The sequence below is a fragment of the Klenkia sp. AC732 genome, assembly GCF_979256525.1.
In genome coordinates, this window is sequence record NZ_CEEDOS010000016.1 from 74,632 (window position 1) to 92,627 (window position 17,996).

At 74.8% G+C, this 17,996-nt stretch carries 20 protein-coding genes and 1 tRNA gene; 8 read left to right on the forward strand and 13 right to left on the reverse strand.

All coding sequences use genetic code 11. From position 1 onward, the window contains the following. Positions 1 to 28: 28 nt before the first annotated feature. Positions 29 to 1,156, forward strand: a complete 1,128-nt coding sequence (locus tag AC0IVP_RS09860; RefSeq protein WP_471756320.1) for a glycerate kinase — start codon at positions 29 to 31, stop codon at positions 1,154 to 1,156. On the opposite strand, the gene AC0IVP_RS09865 is transcribed toward AC0IVP_RS09860, so the two are convergent. From AC0IVP_RS09865 to AC0IVP_RS09875, 3 genes are read right to left on the reverse strand one after another with little or no spacing between them, the layout of a single operon-like run. Then, complete coding sequence (locus AC0IVP_RS09865; RefSeq protein WP_471756296.1) at positions 1,149 to 1,754, reverse strand: GyrI-like domain-containing protein; 606 nt, start codon at positions 1,752 to 1,754, stop codon at positions 1,149 to 1,151. The genes AC0IVP_RS09860 and AC0IVP_RS09865 overlap by 8 nt on opposite strands. Beyond that, a complete protein-coding gene (locus AC0IVP_RS09870) occupies positions 1,751 to 2,254 on the reverse strand; it encodes a mycothiol transferase (protein ID WP_471756298.1) in 504 nt (167 codons plus the stop codon). The genes AC0IVP_RS09865 and AC0IVP_RS09870 overlap by 4 nt, the downstream gene beginning before the upstream one ends. 31 nt (positions 2,255 to 2,285) lie before the next feature. Beyond that, a complete protein-coding gene (locus tag AC0IVP_RS09875) occupies positions 2,286 to 3,500 on the reverse strand; it encodes a serine/threonine-protein kinase (RefSeq protein ID WP_471756300.1) in 1,215 nt (404 codons plus the stop codon). 208 nt (positions 3,501 to 3,708) lie between these two features. On the opposite strand from AC0IVP_RS09875, the gene AC0IVP_RS09880 reads away from it, so the two are divergent. Beyond that, positions 3,709 to 4,233 (forward strand): gamma carbonic anhydrase family protein, encoded by a 525-nt coding sequence (locus AC0IVP_RS09880; protein WP_471756302.1) that lies wholly within the window; start codon positions 3,709 to 3,711, stop codon positions 4,231 to 4,233. A 6-nt stretch (positions 4,234 to 4,239) separates the two neighbouring features. On the opposite strand, the gene AC0IVP_RS09885 is transcribed toward AC0IVP_RS09880, so the two are convergent. Further along, entirely contained in the window at positions 4,240 to 4,719 is a 480-nt protein-coding gene (locus AC0IVP_RS09885; protein WP_056297633.1) for a DUF2505 domain-containing protein, read from the reverse strand. Positions 4,720 to 4,835: 116 nt separating this feature from the next. On the opposite strand from AC0IVP_RS09885, the gene AC0IVP_RS09890 reads away from it, so the two are divergent. Next, on the forward strand, positions 4,836 to 5,393 hold the full coding sequence (locus AC0IVP_RS09890; RefSeq protein WP_471756304.1) for a hypothetical protein: 558 nt from the start codon (positions 4,836 to 4,838) through the stop codon (positions 5,391 to 5,393). Between the two features lie 17 nt (positions 5,394 to 5,410). Here AC0IVP_RS09890 and AC0IVP_RS09895 read toward each other — a convergent pair. After that, positions 5,411 to 5,487: transfer RNA gene (locus AC0IVP_RS09895), tRNA-Ile, on the reverse strand. 51 nt (positions 5,488 to 5,538) lie between these two features. On the opposite strand from AC0IVP_RS09895, the gene AC0IVP_RS09900 reads away from it, so the two are divergent. Continuing rightward, positions 5,539 to 6,042, forward strand: a complete 504-nt coding sequence (locus tag AC0IVP_RS09900) for an OsmC family protein (RefSeq protein ID WP_471756306.1) — start codon at positions 5,539 to 5,541, stop codon at positions 6,040 to 6,042. A 64-nt stretch (positions 6,043 to 6,106) separates the two neighbouring features. On the opposite strand, the gene AC0IVP_RS09905 is transcribed toward AC0IVP_RS09900, so the two are convergent. Then, positions 6,107 to 6,379, reverse strand: coding sequence for a hypothetical protein (locus AC0IVP_RS09905; RefSeq protein WP_471756308.1), 273 nt, complete (start codon positions 6,377 to 6,379; stop codon positions 6,107 to 6,109). Positions 6,380 to 6,908: 529 nt separating this feature from the next. Between AC0IVP_RS09905 and AC0IVP_RS09910 the strand changes: the two genes are divergently transcribed. Further along, positions 6,909 to 7,376: a DUF3145 domain-containing protein gene (locus tag AC0IVP_RS09910; RefSeq protein ID WP_235564867.1), complete on the forward strand. Its 468-nt coding sequence runs from the start codon at positions 6,909 to 6,911 to the stop codon at positions 7,374 to 7,376. A 141-nt stretch (positions 7,377 to 7,517) separates the two neighbouring features. Here AC0IVP_RS09910 and AC0IVP_RS09915 read toward each other — a convergent pair whose 3' ends face one another. The 6 genes from AC0IVP_RS09915 to AC0IVP_RS09940 all read right to left on the reverse strand — a co-directional run bounded on the left by AC0IVP_RS09915 (position 7,518) and on the right by AC0IVP_RS09940 (position 14,107). Next, positions 7,518 to 8,930 (reverse strand): acyl-CoA carboxylase subunit beta, encoded by a 1,413-nt coding sequence (locus AC0IVP_RS09915; protein ID WP_471756310.1) that lies wholly within the window; start codon positions 8,928 to 8,930, stop codon positions 7,518 to 7,520. A gap of 31 nt (positions 8,931 to 8,961) precedes the next feature. Next, positions 8,962 to 10,203 carry a beta-ketoacyl-[acyl-carrier-protein] synthase family protein gene (locus AC0IVP_RS09920; protein WP_056297704.1) on the reverse strand — a complete coding sequence of 414 codons (1,242 nt, stop codon included), beginning with the start codon at positions 10,201 to 10,203 and terminating at the stop codon, positions 8,962 to 8,964. An 84-nt stretch (positions 10,204 to 10,287) separates the two neighbouring features. Then, the gene (locus AC0IVP_RS09925) at positions 10,288 to 10,533 is read right to left on the reverse strand and encodes an acyl carrier protein (protein WP_056297707.1); all 246 of its coding nucleotides are present in this window, start codon (positions 10,531 to 10,533) and stop codon (positions 10,288 to 10,290) included. Positions 10,534 to 10,618: 85 nt separating this feature from the next. Then, positions 10,619 to 11,587, reverse strand: a complete 969-nt coding sequence (locus AC0IVP_RS09930; RefSeq protein ID WP_056297710.1) for a beta-ketoacyl-ACP synthase III — start codon at positions 11,585 to 11,587, stop codon at positions 10,619 to 10,621. Beyond that, the gene (locus AC0IVP_RS09935) at positions 11,584 to 12,789 is read right to left on the reverse strand and encodes an acyltransferase domain-containing protein (RefSeq protein ID WP_471756312.1); all 1,206 of its coding nucleotides are present in this window, start codon (positions 12,787 to 12,789) and stop codon (positions 11,584 to 11,586) included. The genes AC0IVP_RS09930 and AC0IVP_RS09935 overlap by 4 nt, the downstream gene beginning before the upstream one ends. Before the next feature lie 148 nt (positions 12,790 to 12,937). Further along, on the reverse strand, positions 12,938 to 14,107 hold the full coding sequence (locus AC0IVP_RS09940; RefSeq protein ID WP_056297713.1) for a PucR family transcriptional regulator: 1,170 nt from the start codon (positions 14,105 to 14,107) through the stop codon (positions 12,938 to 12,940). Between the two features lie 45 nt (positions 14,108 to 14,152). Here AC0IVP_RS09940 and AC0IVP_RS09945 point away from each other — a divergent pair, with 45 nt between their 5' ends. From AC0IVP_RS09945 to AC0IVP_RS09955, 3 genes are read left to right on the forward strand one after another with little or no spacing between them, the layout of a single operon-like run. Further along, positions 14,153 to 14,836 carry a phosphatase PAP2 family protein gene (locus AC0IVP_RS09945; protein WP_235564868.1) on the forward strand — a complete coding sequence of 228 codons (684 nt, stop codon included), beginning with the start codon at positions 14,153 to 14,155 and terminating at the stop codon, positions 14,834 to 14,836. After that, positions 14,833 to 15,390 carry a pirin family protein gene (locus AC0IVP_RS09950; RefSeq protein ID WP_471756314.1) on the forward strand — a complete coding sequence of 186 codons (558 nt, stop codon included), beginning with the start codon at positions 14,833 to 14,835 and terminating at the stop codon, positions 15,388 to 15,390. Before AC0IVP_RS09945 ends, AC0IVP_RS09950 begins: the two co-directional genes overlap by 4 nt. Before the next feature lie 39 nt (positions 15,391 to 15,429). Beyond that, a complete protein-coding gene (locus AC0IVP_RS09955) occupies positions 15,430 to 16,632 on the forward strand; it encodes a M20 metallopeptidase family protein (protein ID WP_471756316.1) in 1,203 nt (400 codons plus the stop codon). Positions 16,633 to 16,736: 104 nt separating this feature from the next. On the opposite strand, the gene AC0IVP_RS09960 is transcribed toward AC0IVP_RS09955, so the two are convergent. Further along, positions 16,737 to 17,765: a type IV toxin-antitoxin system AbiEi family antitoxin domain-containing protein gene (locus AC0IVP_RS09960; RefSeq protein WP_471756318.1), complete on the reverse strand. Its 1,029-nt coding sequence runs from the start codon at positions 17,763 to 17,765 to the stop codon at positions 16,737 to 16,739. Positions 17,766 to 17,996 lie beyond the last annotated feature (231 nt).

Here is a 17,996-nt window from a genome sequence, read left to right on the forward strand (position 1 = left end):
GCCCTCGGACGCTAGGCCGGTGTCCGGCATGCTGCTCGTCGTGCGCATCGTCATCGCCCCGGACAAGTTCAAGGGCACGCTGGACGCCGAGGCCGTCGCCGACGCCGTCGCGGCCGGGGTGCGCCGGGTGCACCCGGACGCCCAGGTGCTCACCAGGCCCATCGCCGACGGCGGCGACGGCACGGTGGCCGCCGCGCTGCGGGCCGGGTGGACGCCGGTCGCCGCGACGGTCGCCGGCCCCGACGGCCTCCCGGTCGAGGCGGTGCTGGCCCTGGACGGGGAGACCGCGCTGGTCGAGCTGGCCACCGCCGCAGGCCTGCACCTGGCGGCACCGGCACCACTGACCTCCTCCACCCGCGGGGTGGGGGAGCTGCTGCTGGTGGCCCTGGACGCGGGCGCTCGGCGGCTGGTCGTCGGCATCGGTGGCAGCGCCACCACCGACGCCGGCACCGGCATGCTCGCCGCGCTGGGCGTCCGGTTCACCGACGCCGAGGGGGCGCCGCTGCCCCCGGGCGGTGCCGCGCTGGCCCGCCTCCACCGGGTGGACGTCATCGGACTGGACCCGCGGCTGGCCGGCGTCCCGGTGCTGATCGCGACCGACGTCGACGCCCCGCTGACCGGCCCGGCCGGTGCAGCCCACGTGTTCGGGCCGCAGAAGGGCGCGACCCCCGACGACGTCGAGACCCTGGACGCCGCGCTGGCCCGGTTCGCCGCCGTCGTCCGGACCGACCTCGGGATCGAGGTGGACGCGGTGCCCGGCGCCGGGGGAGCGGGCGGGACGGCGGCCGGTGCCCTCGCGGTGCTCGGTGCGCAGATCACCTCCGGCGCGGACCTGGTCTGCGACCTGGTCGGGCTGGACGAGGCGATCGCCGGCGCCGACCTGGTGGTCACCGGCGAGGGGGCGCTGGACGCGCAGACGCTGACCGGCAAGGGCCCGGCCGTCGTCGCCCGTCGGGCCGCGGCGGCCGGGGTGCCCTGCGTCGGTCTGGCCGGCGTCGTCCGGTTGCCCCCCGGCGAGCTGGCCGCTGCGGGCTTCGCCGCGGCGCACGGTCTGACCGAGGTCGAGCCCGACGTCGCGGTCTGCCTCGCCGAGCCCGCCCGGCTGCTGGCCGACCTGACCGAGCGGGTGCTCCGCGGAGCTCCCGGGGTCAGCTGACGGGCTGGCGGAGGATGGTGCGCTGTTTCTCGGGGGCGGTGCGGCGGGGGTCGCTCAGGTAGACCTCGTGGTGCCGGCCGGTCGCGACGAGGCCGGCGCCGGGCAGCACCTCGTGGTGCAGCCGGCGCAGCACCGGCCCCTCGTCGTCGAAGGCGCCGACGTGCAGGGTCTGCACGCACAGCCCTTCCGACAGCACCTCGACCCGGACGTCGTCCAGGCGGGCGGGTGCCTGGGGCCGGGTGCGCTCGACCGCGGCGGCGACCTCGTCGGGCCCGAGCCAGTCGGGGACGAGCAGCAGCAGCGTCCACTCCCAGCGCTGCCTGTCCCGGCGACGGGTGGAGGTGTCCATGTCCTCGGCCCACCACAGACCCTCCAGCGGCGGGACGACGTAGTCCCGCCCGGCGGCCTTGCTGGCGAACTCGAGCGCGTAGGCCACCGGGTACAGCGCCTGCACGGCGGCCGCGAACACCTCGGTGTTCGGGTCCCCGTGTCCGTCCACGGCCAGGTAGCCGCGGTCCGGGACCGTGAGCGTGCGGAACTCGCCCCGGTGCGCCCGGTAGGTGTCGTCGTCCTCCAGGTCGACCTCCGGTGCGGTCACACGGAGAGCAGACCACGGACGTAGCCGGCCTGGCCGGCGTGCTGCAGGTCGTCGGTGACCACGCTGACCAGCCGGACGCCCAGGGTCACCGGCGGGTCCCAGTCCTCGTCGACGACACGCTCCAGGTCGTCGTCGGACAGCGTGGCCAGGTACGCAGCCGTGGCCTCGTGCACCGCGGAGTGGTAGGCCAGCAGCAGTTCGGCGTCCGCGCGCACCTTCCCGACGTCCTCGGCGTCCATGCCGTAGCCGGTCTCGGCGTCGTCGAAGGGGAGCCCGAAGCGGGGGGCGAAGCCCTGCGCGGTGTAGACCTGCTCGTTGCCGGCGACCTCGGAGACGTGGTCGTCCTGCACCCGGGTGAGGTGCCAGACCAGCCAGGCGATCGTGTTCGTGCCCGACGGCGGGGCGGTGGCCAGCTGGTCGGCCGTCAGGCCGTCCAGGGCCCGGGCGACCGCGCCCTCGATGTTGTCGAAGGCGGCGGCGAGCAATTCGTCGGTGCGCATGCGTCCGGGCCTACCCGGGGCGGCGGTGGCGTCAACCGCCGAGCAGCTGCCCGCCCTCGGCGACCAACCAGACGCCCCCGGCGACCAGGGCGATCACCGCCAGCAGGAGCAGCAGCGTGGGGACCACGACCCACCGGCGCTTGAACCGGAACCGGGGCCTGGCGGGGGCAGCAGGCCGGCCCGGGGTCGGCGCCGTGAGCTGGTCGGACAGTGCGCGGAGCTTGACCTTGGCGTCGTGGGCGCGGCGGCGCAGGTCGGCTGCGTCGAAGCGCTGCACCTGGACGCCGGCGGCGGCCTCCGGTGAGCGACGGGGCTCCGGGGCCGGTCGTGCGCCGGGATCGCGGGCCTGTTGCGGGGCTGCCTGCTGCGGGGCCGCCTCGTGCGCAGGGGCCGACTGCTGTGCGGGTGCCGGCTGTTCCGCGGGGGGAGCAGCGGGGGCCGCCAGGGCGGCGGTGAACGCCGTCCGGGCCTGACCGGGTGTCGCGCGCTGCTGCGGGTCGCGGGCCAGCATCGCGGCCAGCACCGGCTGCAGCGCCCCCGAGCGCACCATCGGCGCCGGGTGCTCGGTGACGACGGCGAGCAGGGTCGCCATCGGCTCGCCGCGGTCGAAGGGCGGCCGGCCCTCGGCGGCGGTGTACAGCGTGGCGGCCACCGACCACAGGTCGTCCTGGGGTTGTGGGTCCTGGCCGGTGGCGCGCTCGGGGGACATGTAGGCCGGCGAGCCCAGGATCATGCCGGTGCTGGTGAGCGTGGAGTCCCCGGTCGAGGTGGCGATGCCGAAGTCGGTGAGGTGCGCGCGGCCGGCGTCGTCGACGAGCACGTTGGCCGGCTTGACGTCGCGGTGCACGATGCCCGCGCGGTGGGCGGCGGCGACGGCGTCCAGCAGGTCCAGGCCGATCCGGGCGACCAGGTCCACCCGCAGCGGCCCGTGCTCCTCGACCAGCTGCAGCAGCGTGCGGGAGCGGACGTGCTCCATCACCAGCCAGGGCTTGCCGTCCTCCTCCACCACGTCGTGCACGGTGGTGACGGCGGGGTGGTCCAGACGGGCGGCGGCGCGGGCCTCGCGGAACGTGCGCTCGCGCAGGACGGCCCGCTCGGCCTCGGAGACGTCGCTGCCGAAGGTGATCTCCTTGACCGCGACCTCGCGGCCCAGCAGCTGGTCGTGCGCCAGCCACACGACGCCCATCCCGCCCCGGCCGATCTCGTCGCGCAGCTGGTAGCGACCTGCCAGCACCCGCGACTCCACGGCAGGAAGCTACGCGGGCCGGGGCGCCGGGGCAGGTCGGGAGGTCAGTCGGTCTCGGGGTCGCTCTGCTCCTCGAGGTCCTGGGCCTGCTCCTCGGTCTCCTGCTCCAGGGCGATGTCGCGGGGCTGTGGCTGGTCCTGCGGTGCGGTCATGTCCCCGACTGTGCCCCGGGTCACCGGCGTCCGCGAGCTGTGTGAGGCTGCGCGGCATGCCGATGTTCTCCTTCGAGGGCAAGCACCCGCAGGTGCACCCCGACGCCTGGATCGCCCCGACCGCGACGCTGGTGGGGGACGTGACCGTGGAGGCGCACGCCTCGGTCTGGTACGGCGTGGTGTTGCGCGCGGACTTCGGCGCGATCGTCGTCCGCGAGGGGGCCAACATCCAGGACAACTCGGTCCTGCACGGGGGAGAGGACCCGGTCACCGAGATCGGCCCCGGCGCGACCGTCGGCCACCTGTGCGTGGTGCACGGCTGCGTCGTCGGCGCCGAGGCGCTGATCGGCAACGGCACGACCGTGCAGGACGGCGCCCGGATCGGGGCCCGCGCCCTCGTCGGCGCCGGGTCGCTGGTGCCCCCGGGGATGGTCGTTCCCGACGAGGTGCTCGCCCTCGGGGCGCCGGCCCGGGTGCGCGGGCCGCTCACGGCCGGCGCCGCGCAGTGGGTGGACGGGAACCCCGCGATCTACCAGGAGCTGGCCCGGCGGCACGCCGCCGGGATCGTCGCGCTGGGCTGAGCCCGCTCAGCCGCCGAGGCGACGGGTGAGTGCGTCGGCCTCCCTGGAGAGCACGACGACGGCGAGCTCGTCGACGCCCTTCTCGGCCTGGCGGCCCACGATCGGGGCGTCCACCGAGGAGTGCCCGTTGCTGCTGACCCGGGTGCCCTCGGGGGCGGCCTCGAGACGGCGGTGCCCGTCGAGCCGGACGTCCCGCCCGAAGAGCTTGGTGGTCACGACGACGGTGCCGCTGGCGCCGTCGCCCTCCGCCGTCCAGGTGCGGACGTCGAGGACCTCGACCCGGTCGCCGACGAACTTGGCGAACGCCGGCGGGATGCCCTGGGTGGGCACGCTGTAGCGCGCGGTGGTGCGGGTGCCCTCCACGGTCACCTCGCGGACGTCGGCGCCGAGGGCGGCGAGCGCCTCCCGGACGAAGGACTCCTCGGTCAGCGTGGCCAGGACGGTGGCCGGGTCGGCGGGCAGGGTGGCGTCGTGGGTGAAGGACACAGCCTCCATGGTCGCTGGGTGCGTGCGGACCGCGCGAGGCGGCACCGTCCTCACCGGCGGCGGCGGCGGTCGCGAGACGCTACGGTCCGGCCACCACACGACATCGGGGGATCGTCATGCGCCGTTCCGTCCTGCTCCTGCCTGCGGTCCTGCTGCTCGGCGCCTGCTCGTCGGGGACACCGGGCTCGGCGTCCCCGGCGGTCGCGTCGTCGGCGGGCGCACCGGGGGCCCCGTCGGCCCCGAGCTCGTCGGGGGCGGCACCCTCGGCCGGGGAGGACCTCGTCCTCGACCAGCAGCTGACCCGGACGTTGTACGAGAGGCTCTCGTCGTCGTCCGAGGCCGGTGTCGACGCTCTCGCCGCTGCTCAGGTCGCCGGCAACCACCCTGACTACGCCTACTCGGTGGAGGAGTGCCAGGTCTTCCTGCGCGACAGCGGCATCACCGACGACTTCCGCCTCGATGCCCAGCCCGACGTGGCGTCGATGGCCCTGGACGACGGGTGGGCACTGCCCGACGGTCGGTACGCGGGCCTCGTCCCGACGGGGCGGGTCTACGCCCTGACCGTCACCTTCACCGAGTCCGACGTCACGGGCGGCGCCCCGCAGGGCCAGGACACCCCCGTGCACGTCGCGGTCCTCGACGGTGAGGCCTTCTTCTTCCAGCCCTGTGAGTGAGGCACCCACCCGGCGGGTGGTGGGGCGGGTGGGGCTCGAACCCACGACCGAGGGATTATGAGTCCCGTGCTCTGACCGGCTGAGCTACCGCCCCCGCTGTCGCGCAGCGCGTGCGGACAGCCTGCCATGCGGGTTGACTCGCACCATGGACGCCGCCGCCCTGCGTGAACTGCAGGCCCCGCTCAAGCAGAAGTACAAGGACGACCCGGCCACCGCGATGGCGCACCTGCACGCGGAGGGCGACTTCCGGGACGGCGGGATCACCGCCACGGTCGACACCTGGTCCGGGCCGCAGCGGGCCGGGTTCCACGAGACGACCGGTGGTGACGGTTCGGACGCCTGCTCCGGCGACATGCTGCTGCAGGCGCTGCTGGGCTGCTCCGGGGTGACCCTGCGCAGCGTGGCCACCGCGATGGGCATCGAGGTCCGCAGCGCGAAGCTGTCGGCCACCGGGACGATGGACGCCCGCGGCACTCTCGGTGTCTCCCGGGAGGCCCCGGTCGGCATGACCGGCATCGAGGTCGTCATGGAGCTGGACACCGACGCCGACGACGCGAAGCTCAGCAAGCTCGCCGAGCTGACCGAGCGGTACTGCGTGGTCGCCCAGACCCTGGCCGAGAAGCCGACGATGACGGTCCGCCGCGCCTGACCCCCGACGCGAACGGCCCCCGTCCTGGACCAGGACGGGGGCCGTTCGCGTGTGTCGGGGTGCGTCAGTCGAGCGCGAGCTCCGCGCAGACCACGCAGGCCGGCGTGCGGTGGGCGTCGGGCCAGACGGCGGCGCGCTCGGCGCGGGCCACCTGTCGGCCGCACAGCGCGAAGGTGACACCGGCCGGGCCGGGCTCGATGGCGTGCCACGGGCCGCTGGAGTCGACGATCCCGGTGCCCAGGCCGCCGTCCCAGAGCACCTGGATGGCCGCCTGGCCGCAGACGAACGTCTCGAGGTCGATGGAGGCGTGGCGTCCTCTGCGCTGCGTCGAAGTCACGCAAGCAGGTTCGCAGTGTCACGCAGGGTCATCGGGGACGACGCGCGGTGCGTCGGTAACGAGATAGTCACGGTCCGCCATCACGACACCATCGGGCCACCTCTCCGTCAGCAAGTGCCAAGTCGCACCCCTGTGGAGGTGGCATCTGCTGTGACGCTTCCTGGCGCAATGGCGGGTCTCGGCGTGACCTGCCATGGCCTGCTCGCAGGAGCCCCGACTCGCCCGGGCGGACCCCGAGCCGCCCGTTGTGCCTCACCGCGCTGCGTCGGCTACTGCAGGTCAGCAGGTCGTGGACCGGACGATTCGTCCCACCAGTCACATGGACAACATCTGGCACATCTTCCCCAGCGATCCTGCCCAGAGCTGGCGTTGAGCCGTGGTAGTCGGGCAGACTGTCCGAGAACTGCAGAGCTGTCATTCGTACGACGCACCGCCAGAGATCGAACAGGTTCCGTTGGGGAAGACGAAACCCGTCTTGATCTGATGGAGGTGCACTGTGCAACGACGGTCGACGCAGGGTGTGGTCTTCGTGCACGCGTGCCCGAAGGCCCTGTGCCAGCACGTCGAGTGGGCCCTCGAGAGGGTCATCGGCGCGCCGGTCACTTTGTCCTGGGCTGAGCAGCCCGCGGCCCATGGGTCCTACCGTGCCGAGATCGCCTGGACGGGCGGGACCGGGACGGGCTCGAAGCTGGCGGCTGCCCTGAAGGCGTGGCCGATGCTGCGCTTCGAGGTGACCGAGGACGCGAGCCAGGGCAACGACGGAGAGCGGCTGGCCTACGTGCCCGGTCAGGGCATCTTCCGCGCGCCCGTCTCGGCGAACGGCGACCTCGTCGTCACCGAGCAGCAGCTGCGCCACCTGGCCGCCACCGCCACCTCGCCCGAGGGCTTCCGGCACGGTGTCGACCAGCTCCTGGGCGCTGCCTGGGACGACGACCTCGAGACCTACCGCCACGCCGGCGACGGCGGCCCGGTGACCTGGCTCCACCAGGTCGTCTGAGCCCCACACCAGCCACCGCGTCCGCACTCCGTCGGCCCCCTGACCCGGACCGACCCCGAGGCGGACCAGCACGCACCGCGGCCCGACACCCACCAGGGTGCCGGGCCGCAGTGCTGCGTGCTCGGAGAGTGCTCGGAGCGATCAGAGCGGGATGTTGCCGTGTGCTCCCCGGCCCGAGGGGGCCTCGGCCAGGGCGCCGACGAGGCGGCGCCTGGTCTGGCTGGGCTCGACGACCTCGTCGACGACGCCGATCTCCTGCGCGCGGGCGACCCCGCCGGCGATCCGCTCGTGCTCGGCGGCCAGCTGCGCGTGCAGGGCCTCCCGCTCACCGGGCTGGGCCGCGGCGAGCTTCTTGCGGTGCAGGATGCCGACGGCCGCCTTGGCGCCCATCACGGCGACCTCGGCACCGGGCCAGGCGAAGACCGCCGTGGCTCCCAGGGAGCGGGCGTTCATCGCGATGTAGGCACCGCCGTAGGACTTGCGGGTCACCAGCGTCACCCGGGGCACGACGGCCTCGGCGAAGGCGTGCAGCAGCTTCGCGCCGCGCCGGACGACACCGTCCCACTCCTGGCCGACGCCGGGCAGGTAGCCCGGGACGTCGACCAGCACGACCAGCGGGACGCCGAACGCATCGCACATGCGCACGAAGCGGGCCGCCTTCTCCGCAGAGGGGGAGTCCAGGCAACCACCCAGCCGCAGGGGGTTGTTGGCCACGACGCCCACGGTGCGCCCGGCCATCCGGCCCAGCGCGGTGATGATGTTGGGCGCGTAGCGGCTCTGCAGCTCCAGCGGCGGGCCGTCCAGCAGCGAGGCCACCAGGGGCTTCACGTCGTAGGCGCGCTGCTTGGCCTCGGGCAGCAGGGCGGACAGGTCCACGTCCGGCTCGCCCTCGGCAGGGGCGAAGGTGCCCTGCGCCGCGAGCAGGTCGACCGCCTGGCGGGCGGTGTCCAGGGCGTCCTGCTCGGTGTCGGTCACGATGTGCACGACGCCGGAGCGACGGCCGTGCGTGTCGGGACCGCCGAGGGCCTCCATGTCCACCTGCTCGCCGGTCACCGAGCGGACGACGTCCGGACCGGTCACGAAGACCCGGCCCAGCGGGCCCATGATCACCAGGTCGGTGAGGGCCGGGCCGTAGGCCGCGCCACCGGCGGCCGGGCCGAGCACCACCGAGATCTGCGGGATGCGACCGGAGGCGCGGATCATGCCGGCGAAGACCTCGCCCACCGCGTGCAGGGCGGTGACGCCCTCGGCCAGCCGGGCGCCGCCGGAGTGCCAGATGCCGATGACCGGCACCCGCTCGCGCAGGGCCGCGTCGATGGCGTCGACGATGTGCCGGCAGCCGTCCAGGCCCATCGCCCCGCCCATGATCGTGGCGTCGGTGCAGTAGGCGATCGCCGGCGTGCCCTGGACCAGCCCGCGGGCCGCCATCACCCCGGAGGTGTCCCGGGCGGCCAGGGGCTGCATGGTGCCGGGGTCGAAGAACCGGACGAGCCGGTCCTCGGGGTCACGCGGGTCGGGCGCGGTGAGCGTCGGCGAGGGGTGGACGGTGGTCATGCAGGCCTCCAGGAGACGGGGCGCAGGGGGGTCATGCCCGGGTGAAGACGAGGGCGATGTTGTGGCCGCCGAACCCGAAGGAGTCGTTGACGGCGGCGGAGAAGGTCGCCTTGCGGGGCGCGCCGCGGACGATGTCCAGCTTCTGGACCGCGGGGGCCTCGTCGAGCTGTTCGATGTTGGCGGTGCCCGGGACGACCTGGTCGCGCAGGGCGAGCAGGCAGAAGACGGACTCCAACGCGCCGGCGGCACCGAGCAGGTGGCCGGTCTGGCTCTTGGTGGCGGTCACCGCGGCGTGGTCGCCGACGGCGCCCAGGATCGCGGCGGCCTCGGCGACGTCGCCGACGGGGGTGGAGGTGGCGTGAGCGTTGACGTGGCCGATGTCGGAGGCGGACATGCCGGCGTCGCGCAGCGCGGCACCGATGGCGCGCTGGGCGCCCTCGCCCTCGGGGTGCGGGGCGACCAGGTCGTAGCCGTCGGAGGTGGCGCCGGCGCCGGCGACCTTGCCGTAGACGGTGGCGCCGCGGGCCTTGGCGGCGTCCTCACGCTCGAGCACCAGGCAGGCCGCACCCTCGGCGAGGACGAACCCGTCGCGGCCGGCGTCGAAGGGCCGGGAGGCGTGCTCGGGGTCGTCGTTGCGGGTGCTCATGGCGCGCATGGAGGCGAATCCGGCCATCGGCAGCGGGTGCACGCAGGCCTCCGCGCCACCGACGAGGACGACGTCGGCGCGGTCCAGGCGCAGCATGTCCAGGCCCCAGCGGATCGCCTCGGCACCGGAGGCGCAGGCGCTGACCGGGGCGTGCACGCCACCGCGGGCGCCGATCGCGAGGCCGACGGCGGCGGCCGGGCCGTTGGGCATGAGCATGGGGATGGTGAAGGGGGAGACCCGCTTGGGGCCCTTCTCCTCCAGGATGTCGTCCTGGCCGAGCAGGGTCATCGCGCCGCCGATGCCGGTGCCGATGACGACGGCGATGCGCAGCGGGTCGTAGCCGGCCTCGCCCGCGCCGGAGTCGGCCCAGGCCTCCTCGGCGGCGACCACGCCGACCTGCTGGCTGCGGTCCAGCCGGCGGGAGCGGACCCGGTCGATCTTCTCGCTGGGCTCCTGGGCGAGCCGGGCGACGAGCTGGGCCGGGAAGGGCTGGATCCACTCGTCGGTGATGCGGGTGACCCCGGACCGCCCGGCCAGCAGTGCGTCCCAGGTGGAGGCGACGTCGGCCCCGAGGGGCGTGGTCGCGCCGAGACCGGTGACGACGACGTCGGTGGTGTTGACGGGCATGGCAGTTCCTCCGGGACGGTGCTGGCCGGGTGGGCCGGGATCAGGTCGAACGGGTCCGCCGCGGGTGGCGGCGGGATCCGTCAGTCAGCCGTTGTTCTTCTCGATGAAGGAGATGGCGTCGCCGACGGTCTTGATGCCGCCCAGCTCGTCGTCGGGGATCGCGACGCCGAACTTGTCCTCGACGGCGGTGGCGATCTCGACCATCGACAGGCTGTCGACGTCGAGGTCCTCGGTGAAGGACTTCTCCGGGGTGGCGTCGGCGGGGGCGACCCCAGCGACCTCCTCCAGGATCTCGGCCAGGCCGGACTGGATCTCCGCGGTGCTGCTCAAGGCGTGGTCCTCTCTCGAGTGTGGGCCGGCAGCGGGGTGCTGCGCGACGGTCCGGGACGGGTGCCCCGGGGGTCTGTGGGGTCGATCAGGGCAGCCGTAGGACCTGGCCGGCGAAGGTGAGCCCCGCGCCGTAGCCCAGGACCAGGCACAGGTCACCGCTCTTGGCCTCGCCGGACTCCAGCAGCGCGGCGATCGCCAGCGGCACCGAGGCCGAGGAGGTGTTGCCGGCCTGCACGACGTCCCGGGCGATGACGGTGCTGGCGGGCAGACCCAGCCGCTTGGCCATCAGCTCGATGATCCGCAGGTTGGCCTGGTGCGGGGCGAAGACGTCGATGTCGGCGGCGGTGACCCCGGCGGCGTCGATGGCGGCCTGCAGCGTGTCGGTGAGCTTGGTCGTGGCCCAGCGGTAGACCGCCTGGCCGGCCATGGTGAGCGAGGAGTCCGGGTCGGGGATCGCGATGGCGTCGCGCTGGTCGCCGTCGCTGCCCCAGACGACGGGGCCGATGCCGGGTTCCTCGGCCGGGCCCAGGACCATCGCGCCGGCGCCGTCGGCGAAGATCACCGCGGTGGCCCGGTCGGTGAGGTCGGTGACGTCGGTGAGCCGCTCCGCGCCGACGACGAGGACGGTGCGGGCGGAGCCGGCGCGGATCGCGTCCGACGCCGCGGACAGGGCGTAGCAGAACCCCGCGCAACCGGCGTTGACGTCGTAGGCGCCCGGGCGGAGCGCGCCCAGGCGGTGCGCGACCTCGGGGCCGGCGCCGGGGATCTGGGTGTGCAGGCTGGCGCTGGCGACGATGACCAGGTCGAGGTCCTCGCCGGCGATCCCGGCGGCGGCCAGGGCCTTGCCGCCGGCGGCCACCGACATCTCCACCAGCGTCTCGTCGGGCTCGGCCCAGCGGCGCTCGGCGATGCCGACCCGGCTCTGGATCCACTCGTCGTTGGTGTCCATCGTCTGGGACAGCTCGTCGTTGGTGACCCGGCGCCGGGGCCGGTAGGCGCCGACGCCCAGGACGCGGGCCCCGGGGGGACCGACGGGCAGCTGGATGGTGGTCACGCGGAGACCTCCGGGTAGAGACGGGCCAGGGGGTCGCCGGCGTCGACCAGGTCGCCCTCGGCGACCAGCCACTCGGCGAGCACGCCGTCGTAACCGGCGGCGACGTCGACGGTCTCGCGGCGGCCGGTGACGGTGGCGAGCTTGGTGCCGGCGGGCAGGTGGGTGCCCTCGGCGACGTCGGCGGGGGAGACCGAACCGCGGGCGGGGGAGACGACGACCCGCCAGTCCGGGGAGTGCTCGGCCTCGTTGCGGCCGCGCTCGGCGGCGATCAGCTCACGGGCGCGGTCCAGGTCGGCGGGTCCGGTGATGGCCAGCACCTCGACGTCGTGGACGCCCTTCCAGTCGCGCTTGGCCAGCCCGGCCAGTGCGCCGGCCGGGGGCAGCTCGATGACGGCGGTGACGCCCAGGCCGCGCAGGGTGTCCAGGCAGGCGTCGAAGCGGACCGGGTTCGTCACCTGGCTCACCAGCCGGTTGAGCACCCCCGCGCCGGTCTCCACGGCGGACCCGTCGGCGTTGGACAGCAGCAGCCGGGAGGGCTGGGCCGGCCGGAGGCCACCCACCAGGCCCTCCAGTCGGGTGCGGGCGGAGGCCATGTAGTCGGTGTGGAAGGCGCCGGCGACAGACAGCGGCATGACCCGGGCCTTGGCCGGCGGGTCGGCCTTGAGGGCGGCGAGGCCCTCGAGCGAGCCGGCGGCCACGACCTGGCCGGCGCCGTTGCGGTTGGCCGGGGTGAGCCCGTGCGCCTCGATGGCGGCCAGCACCTCTGCGGGGTCACCGCCCAGGACGGCGGACATGCCGGTCGGCGTCTGCGCGCAGGCCTCGGCCATCGCCCGGCCACGGACGGCGGTCAGCGCGATCGCCGCCTCGATGCTCAGCACCCCGGCGAGCACCGCGGCGGTCAGCTCGCCGACGCTGTGCCCGGCGATGACGACGTCCCGGCCGGTCTGCGGCGTGTGGGCGACCGGACCGGGCAGGCCGCCCAGCTCGCGGGCCACGAACAGCGACATCGCGACGACGAGCGGCTGGGTGACCGCGGTGTCCTTGATGGCCTCGGCGTCGCCGGCGGTGCCGAGCTCCAGGAGGTCGGCGTCGGCGACGGCACCGGCCCAACGGAAGAAGGACTCGGCGCCCGGCAGCGTCAACCAGTCGGTGAGCATCCCGGGCTTCTGGGCCCCTTGACCAGGGGCGAGGACGGCGAGCACGGGACAACCGTGCCAGTCCCGACCCTCCGGTGGGTCGGTGGCAGCCACGAAGAACACCGGTGTTCCTTTGGAGGATCCCCACAACCGGGGCCGTGTCCACCCGGGACTGCACGGTGTGTCGGTGGGGGAGTTCACAGCGCCGGGCGGGTCAGCTCCAGAGCGAGCGCTGCCCCTCCAGCTCGGCCAGGGCCAGCGCGACCTGCAGGGTCCACCCGCCGCGCGGGTCGGTGGCCGACCAGCCGGTGAGCTCGGTGGCCCGCTTCAACCGGTACCGGACGGTGTTGGGGTGCACGAACAACGCCCGTGAGGTGGCCTCCAGGTTGCCCCCGCTGGCCAGCACTGCCCGCACCGTGTCCAGCACCTCGCCGCCGGCGGCCTGCAGGGGCAGCGAGACCCGCTCGGTGAGAGCCGCCCGGGCCAGCGGGTCGCCGTCCAGCGCGCGCTCGGCCAGCAGGTCGTCAGCGGCCACCGGCCGGGGTGCCCCCGGCCAGGCGGCGGCGGCGCGGAGCCCGGCCAGTGCCACGGCCGCGGACTCGGCGGCCAGGGCCAGGGAGTCCACGACCGGACCGCTCACCACGGGTCCGGGACCGAACTCGCGGCTGACCCGTTCGGCGACCGGCGCCAGGTCGGGCACCCCGCCCAGCACGACGACCAGTTGGTCGGCGTGCACCCCGACGAGGACCTCGGCACGCATCGCCCGCGCCGCCCGGCGGACCGGGGTGTGCACGTCGGCGACGTCGGGCGTCGTCCGGCCGACGAGCACGGTGACCGGCGCCGTCGTCGCCCAGCCCAGGGCCGCGGCCCGCGAGGGCAGCTCCTCGGACTGCTCGCCGCGCACCAGCGCGTCCACGACGAGGGCCTCGAGCCGGGCGTCCCAGGCGCCGCGGTCCTCGGCGAAGGTGGCGTAGACGTGCGCGGTGGCGAAGGCGACCTCGCGGCTGAACTGCAGGACGGCGACCCGCAGCGCATCGGCCTCGCCCTTCTCCGCCACGGTCTCGACCCGGTCCTCCATGACCTCGACGACCACCTTGATCAGGTCGACGGTCTGCTTGAGCGGGACGGCGCGGACCAGCGCCCGCGGGGCGGCCCCGAAGACCTCGCCGGTCAGCCGGGGCGGGCGGCCGGGGTTGCGGCACCACTCCACCAGCGAGGCGATCCCGGCCTGCGCCACCAGGGTCACCCACGACCGCTGGTCGGCCGGCATGGTCCGGAACCAGGGCAGCGTGTCGTCCATCCGGGCCACCGCCTGGGTCGCCAGGGAGCCCGACGCGCGCTCCAACCGGCGCAGCGTCGTCTCCGACGGTGGGGACGCACTCACCGTGTCAGCGTGTCACCCGCTGCTGCGGTGGGGGAGGCTGACCCGGTGATCACGGTGACGGAGGGGCAGCGGGCCGCACGGCGAGCCCGTCTCGCCGTCGTCCTCGGGCTGGTCGTGGTGGCCCTGCTCGGCGGTGGGGTGCTGACGGGCTGGGCCCCGCAGCTGCGGCTGGACGCCTCGCTCGGTCAGGCGTTCTACGCCGGTGACGACCGGTCCACCGCGGTGTCGGTCCTGCTGGAGGTGCTCACCGCGCCGGGCCTGTCGGTGTCCCGGGCGGTCGTCTTCCTGCCCGTGCTGGTCTGGCTGCTGACCCGGCACCGCTGGTGGACGGCGGGCTGGGTCGCGCTCGCGACCGTCGGCGTGGGCGTGCTGAACAGCGGCCTCAAGGAGCTGGTCGGCCGGGTCCGCCCCGACTTCGCCGAGGGCGGTGCCCGCTACGACTCGTTGAGCTTCCCCAGCGGCCACTCCGCCGGCATTGCCTGCCTGGTGACGACGGCGCTGGTGCTCGCCTGGCCGCGGCTCACCGCCACGGCCCGCCGCCGGTGGCTGGCGGCCGGTGTCGCGCTGGTGCTCGTGGTCGGGGCCACCCGGGTGCTGCTGGGCGTCCACTTCCCCAGCGACGTCCTCGCCGGCTGGGCGTTCGGCACCGCCTGGACGCTGCTGGTCGCCCTGCTCCTGGGCGGGCTGCCGGGCGGGCGGGCCGCGCTGCCGGGACGGGAGGCGGGGTGACCGACGGCCTGGAGTCCCGGGTGTTGCTGGCCCCGCTGGACGGCTCCACCGGACCGCTGCTGCGCATCGCCGACGACCGGCTGGACCCCGGCGCCGGGTACGGCACCCACGCGCACGCCGACGTCGACGTCGTCGCCGTGCTGGTCTCGGGTTCCCTGGCGCACAACTGGGGCGGCCGCGTCACCCTGCGCCCCGGTGACGTGGCGGTGCTCCGCGCGGGCAGCGGGCTCACGCACGACGAGGTCGCCGGGGCCGACGGCGCCCACGTGCTCCAGACGTACCTGCGGGCCGCCGTCGTCGGGGAGCCGCCCCGGCACGGCGTGGTCCGGTGGGCCGCCGACCGGACCCGGGGCTGGGTCGACCTCGACCGCCCGGACGCCCGGCTGTGGGTGGCCCGGCTGCGCGCGGGGGAGACGGTCGAGCCACCGGAGGGGCTGCGCGTCGTCGCCAGCCGGACGGCGGTGACCTCGGGCGACCGGGGCACGGTCACCGGCCCGGCGACCGTGCTGGTCTGGCAGCTGGACGCTGCCCGGCCCGCGTGGGCCCAGGACTGAGACGCGTCCCGGTGCTGAGCCGTGCTACAGACTGTGCCGGTGACCTCCGCCGCTGAGCTCCTCGCCGCCGCCCGCGCCGACGCCGACCGCACCGTCGACCTCCGCCGCCGCCTGCACCGCCGTCCCGAGGTGGGGCTGCAGCTGCCCGAGACCCAGGCGATGGTGCTCGAGGCGTTCGCCGACCTGCCCGTCGAGGTCAGCACCGGCACGTCGACGACGTCGGTGGTCGCAGTGCTCCGCGGCTCCCGGCCGGGCCCCTCCTACCTGCTGCGCGGCGACATGGACGCCCTGCCGCTGCAGGAGGACACCGGCCTGGACTTCGCCTCCGAGATCGACGGCGCGATGCACGCCTGCGGCCACGACACCCACGTCGCGATGCTGCTGGGCGCGGCCCGGCTGCTAGCCGAGCGGCGCGAGGAGATCGCCGGCCAGGTCGTCTTCATGGTCCAGCCGGGGGAGGAGGGGCACCACGGCGCCCGCTTCATGCTGGAGGAGGGCCTGCTCGACGTCGTCCCGGAGGCGCCGGTGACCGGCGCCTTCGCGCTGCACATCAGCACCTCGTTCCCGACCGGCACGATCAACGTGCGGCCCGGGCCGATGATGGCCGCCGCCGACCACTTCCGGGTCACCCTGCGCGGCGCCGGCGGCCACGCCTCCACCCCGCACGTCACCGCCGACCCCATCCCGGTCGCGGCCGAGATCGTGCTGGCGCTGCAGTCGATGGTCACCCGCCGTGTCGACGTCTTCGACCCCGCCGTCGTCACCGTCGGGCACATCAGCGCCGGGACGACGAACAACATCATCCCGGCGACCGCGTTCCTCGAGGGGACCATCCGGACGCTGTCCGCCGAGCGTCGCGCCGACGTCGTCGCCCGGGTCCAGCGCATCGCCGAGCGCATCGCCGACGCCCACGAGCTGGTCGCCGAGTTCGAGCGGGTCGAGGGCTACCCGGTGACCGTCAACGACGCCGTCGTCGCCGGCCAGGTCGAGGCCGTGGCCGCGCAGCTGCTGGGCGCCGAGGCCAGCGTGCCGATGCCCGACCCGCTGATGGGCGCCGAGGACTTCTCCTACGTCCTGGAGCGGGTCCCCGGCGCGATGGCCTTCCTCGGCGCCTGCCCGCCCGACCTGGTCCCCGACGAGTCCCCGGGCAACCACTCGAACCTGGTCGTCTTCGACGAGGCGAGCTTCCCCGCCGGGGTCGCGGTGTACGCCCAGATGGCGCTGCAGGCCCTGCGTCCCTGACCCGGCCCCGGTGAGCGTGGATCAGGGTCCCTGATCAGAGTCCGTCCTCCTGCACGAGATGTCGTCGAGGAGGACGGACTCTCGTCGGGGAGGACGCCGAGCTGTCAGGCGCACGCGGCTCGTGCAGCCGGGACGCGGGGCGCCCGACGGAGCCCACCCCGCCACTGCTCCACCCGGTAGCGGCGCGGTCCGGCCGCAGGCCCAGCCGCGAGCAGGGCGCGGATCCGCTCGGCCTTGGCGGGCCACGGGGTGAACAGGTCCGCCGGACGGACCCGGACGCCGCGCAGGTCGAGGTCCAACAACGAGTCGTGCCGTGCCTTCTCGGCCCACAGCGCCTCGGCCGGCGTCCGGCCACCCCACGGGTCGTCGGTCTTGACCCGCCCGTCGCTCTCGACGAAGACCCCGGCGTCGTCGAAGAGCATGTCGACGACGCCGACCAGGTGCCCGCCCACGAGCACCGCCGCCTGGAGGACCGGCTCGGGCAGACCGGCTGCGCCCACGGCCAGCCGGGTCAGCGTCTCGTGCGGGGAGTGTGCGCCCACCCGCGCCAGGCCGGCCGCTCTGGCAGCCTGCCCGATGGCTGGCCAGTGGGACTGTCGGAGGACCGCGGCCGTCAGGTCGGCCCGGGTCGAGCGGCCGTCGGCCAGCGCGTCGTCCATGGCGATGACGCCGTCCTGGACACCCCACTCCCGGGCGCAGTCGACCAGTGTCCGGGCCAGGGACGTCGCACGGACGGCGCCCAGGCGGACGACGTCCCCCGGTGGCAGGGCTGCCTCCGTGACCCGGTACCCGCGGCCGGTCCGGAACTGGGCGGGGTGCGTCAGCCGCACGGTCGTGTCGGCCGAGCTGGGGACGATCAGCCCGTGCAGCCGTGCTGCCGACGCGTGGCTGACGGTCACCCCCTCGCCCAGCCTCAGGACGGCGGCCGCGCACTCGAGTCGGTGTCCGTCGCCGTCACTCGATGCCGACCGCCAGGTGTCGCCGGTCGTGTAGACGCCGTACCGGATGCGCCACCACTCACCGGACCGGAGCCGGGCACCGATCGCCGTCCGACCGACGCCGGCGCGCCGGGCATCAGCTGCTGCGAAGACGTCGCCGTGTCTGCTCATGGCCATGCGGATCTCGGGGTCCATGCGGGCCAGCGTCTCGGCGTCGTGCTGATCCCACGGGGCCTCGACCCCCTCGGTGGACGAGGACCCCGGGTGGGGTGGGCGGGCAGCGCCGGTGGTCTCCGCGTGCTACCGGGTGCCCTCCACCCACACGAGAGTCCGTCCTCCCGCACGACTTCTCGTGGGGGAGGACGAACTCTGGTGAACGCCCCTGATCCAAGGTCCCCGGGGCAGGTGAGCCGGGGAGGGTGGAGC